This is a genomic window from Propionivibrio sp. (assembly GCF_049316945.1).
Classification (GTDB): domain Bacteria; phylum Pseudomonadota; class Gammaproteobacteria; order Burkholderiales; family Rhodocyclaceae; genus Propionivibrio.
The window spans coordinates 1-1,916 of the sequence record NZ_JBMOJE010000357.1 but is presented as its reverse complement, the minus strand read 5'-3'; the positions used below and the strand labels follow the sequence as shown (position 1 = coordinate 1,916).

At 53.5% G+C, this 1,916-nt stretch carries 3 protein-coding genes; 2 read left to right on the top strand and 1 reads right to left on the bottom strand.

What is annotated here, in order from left to right; translation table 11 throughout:
* Window positions 1-161, bottom strand: a 161-nt coding sequence (locus tag ACOYNV_RS28105; protein ID WP_422903123.1) for a heterodisulfide reductase-related iron-sulfur binding cluster, incomplete at its 3' end; no start/stop codon positions are given.
* Between the two features lie 160 nt (window positions 162-321).
* Here ACOYNV_RS28105 and ACOYNV_RS28100 point away from each other — a divergent pair.
* Both ACOYNV_RS28100 and ACOYNV_RS28095 read left to right on the top strand, forming a co-directional pair.
* Window positions 322-1,107 carry a GntR family transcriptional regulator gene (locus ACOYNV_RS28100; RefSeq protein WP_422903122.1) on the top strand — a complete coding sequence of 262 codons (786 nt, stop codon included), beginning with the start codon at window positions 322-324 and terminating at the stop codon, window positions 1,105-1,107.
* A gap of 185 nt (window positions 1,108-1,292) precedes the next feature.
* Complete coding sequence (locus ACOYNV_RS28095; RefSeq protein WP_422903121.1) at window positions 1,293-1,745, top strand: universal stress protein; 453 nt, start codon at window positions 1,293-1,295, stop codon at window positions 1,743-1,745.
* The last annotated feature ends 171 nt before the right edge of the window (window positions 1,746-1,916 follow it).

Genomic DNA, 1,916 nt, shown 5'->3' with positions numbered 1-1,916 from the left:
CCGCAGCAGGTCTGGTTTTCCGGGAAATGAACGGTGATGCCTTCGCGTTCGATCAGGGTGATGGCATCCATTCCGGCCTCGGGGCAGAAAAGATCGACGAGGCAGGTGGCAAAGAAATAGATGTCCTTCGGGCGCTGGCTGCTTTGAGTGGGTCTTTGCATTTCGACTCCCGCGGTAAATTGGTAAGACCAAGCAATTACGATTTGATGAATGTATTTCTCCGAAGAGGTAATGTCAACCAGCAATTGAATGTTTTTTTACGCTTGCAGTAAGTCATCAAGCTCTTTAGAATAAAATGGTCTTACCAATCGAGGGTATATTTTGTCCAAGCTGCATAACACCTTCCAGGTTCCGCGCATCTCTGACGCTGTTGCTTCGGCACTGGAACGCCGCATTCTTGAGGGCTCGCTAAAACCCGGTGATCGATTGCCACCGGAGCGAGAACTGGCCATTGAACTGGGCGTGTCGCGCCCTTCGCTACGCGAGGCCATTCAGAAACTGGCTTCGAAAGGGTTGGTCCAGAGCCGTCAGGGCGGCGGCACCTATGTGACCGACCGACTGGAGTCAACCTTCCTGGATACCTGGCAGGAAATGATGGGTATGCACCCGAATCTGCGTGAAGACTTGCTTGAATTCCGCCACATGCTGGAAGGGCAGGCCGCCGAATGGGCTGCCGAGCGGGCGACCGATGCCGATCTGACGCGCCTTACCCAGGCCTTTGATGCAATGAACCTGGCATCTGACGCGGATGATCTTAAGCGCCAATCCAGCACGGATATCGCTTTTCATCAGGCCATCGGTGAAGCCACGCACAACATCGTGATCGGCCATCTTTCGGCAGCGCTCCTGCGTCTGATGCACGACAACATCCATCTCAACCTCAAGGAACTGAAAACCATTCCATCAGCAAGTTCGGCACTGAAGAGCCAGCATGCTGCCATTCATGATGCGATCTGCGAACACAAGCCGGCAGATGCACGCGCCGCGGCGGAAACGCACATTGATTTCGTTCGCGAATCACTGGCTCAGTCGCTACGATCAGCCTCGCGTCGCGAAACGGCAGAACGGCGCCTGCAAAATGATTCTTCCAAAACGTTCGCTTCATGACTTGGACAAGGATAGATGGGTTGAATCAACCGCCAGGAGTCTTGAGCAAAATTATGTTGTTCGACGAGAAACTAGTAGTAGTTTCCGAATTTAGTGCGTTGTGGCTGTGTCGTAAGGTGTAGCTCAGGGGGCGGCAGGCTTGCTGCTGACATTTAATTGTATTTTTGGCATTAATGGAGCAAAAAATGTACAAGCGAATCATGGTAGGTATCGACGAAAGTTTCATGACCAGCAAGGTACTGGATACCGCCATTGAGTTGGCCAAGTCCAGTGGTGCGAGTCTGATTATTTGCCACGCCGTGGATGAGACGATTTTTGCCAATCGGCAAATGGAAATGATGCTGCCAAACAGCGTTGGCAAGTCCGAGTACAGGATGCGCCTGGGTGCACAGGGTTTCCTTGGCAAGGCCGCCGATACGGCCCGCGCAGCCGGTGTCGAGGTAGAAATCAAACTGATCGAATCGGAAGTGAAACACGTTTCCGACATGCTGGCTGACGCGGCGGCAGAGTGGAAGGCCGATCTGATCGTCGCCGGAACACACGGTCGCCGGGGCATGGAACGTTACTTTATCGGCAGCGTCGCCGAGCGTCTGGTGCGCAAGGCCGAAACCTCGCTGTTGCTCGTCCGCGGCGAGTAACAGGCAGTGCGGTTTGCCGATATTGAACGCGGAACCAGTATCGGTGCGACTGAAAGGCATTTCATCCCGGGAGAAGGTGGGGAATATGTTTCCGTGGTTCCAGGATAAAAGAACCAGCTAAGGAACGCCTACGAAATAACTTCCCCTTTTCCAACATTCGAATCGGGAAGG

Coding starts and splice junctions, on each gene's coding strand:
- ACOYNV_RS28095 (WP_422903121.1), top strand. CDS start 1,293: ATGTACAAGCGAATCATGGTAGGTATCGACGAAAGTTTCATGACCAGC.